The organism is Bartonella sp. AA83SXKL, from assembly GCF_042196965.1.
GTDB lineage: Bacteria > Pseudomonadota > Alphaproteobacteria > Rhizobiales > Rhizobiaceae > Bartonella.
Genome location: NZ_JBHIRG010000226.1, coordinates 1 through 663 on the forward strand (window position 1 = coordinate 1; position 663 = coordinate 663).

The 663-nt window shown below is 41.6% G+C and carries 1 protein-coding gene; it reads left to right on the forward strand.

Annotated features, from left to right (window positions below; all coding sequences use genetic code 11):
* Window positions 1-663: hypothetical protein (locus ACFINO_RS10775; protein WP_375655841.1), on the forward strand; the 663-nt coding region annotated here is incomplete at both ends.

The following is a 663-nucleotide window of genomic DNA, read 5'->3' on the forward strand; positions in this document are numbered from 1 at the left end:
AGCGTGACGGGCAATGTGACCAACAACAAAACGGGCTTAATTTATGTGAAGGGCAATGGTGCTTTACAAGTTGATGGTGCTTTGCTCAATGATTTTGGCACCATAATGACAGAAGGTGATTTATCTTTCACCAATGCAGATGGCAGCGGAAAAAGCCTTTCGCTTGTGAACAAAGCAGGCTTTATTCAAGCAGGTGGAAACTTAAATATCCAAACCAACACTCTAAAAAACGAAGCCGATAGCACGCCTGTCATCACGGAAAAAACGGAATATAGCGATATTTCTTTCCAAAAACCAAAGGGTTCTGATCAACTCAGTGATGGGATGTTATATCAGGAGGACCCCAATCTTTGGGGAAAGGGGCACGAATATCAAGAAGATAAACTAATAGGAAAAGGGCATGTAGAACTTTTTTTGGATATTCCACTTTGGGCGAGCAAAGAAGGAACCTATGGCACTGCAATTTCAAGCGATGGAATAGTTTATAAGGCATTCACTTGGAAACATAAGTCTATAAAGAAGGAATTGTCTGTACACCGGTATCAATGGAATGGTGATAGGTGGGGGGTCTTATCCCCAAACAAACACTGGTCACACATGACAGAAAAGACTGTCACACAAGCATTTTCGCATAAACCAACTGTTTCGGGGGTAATACAATCT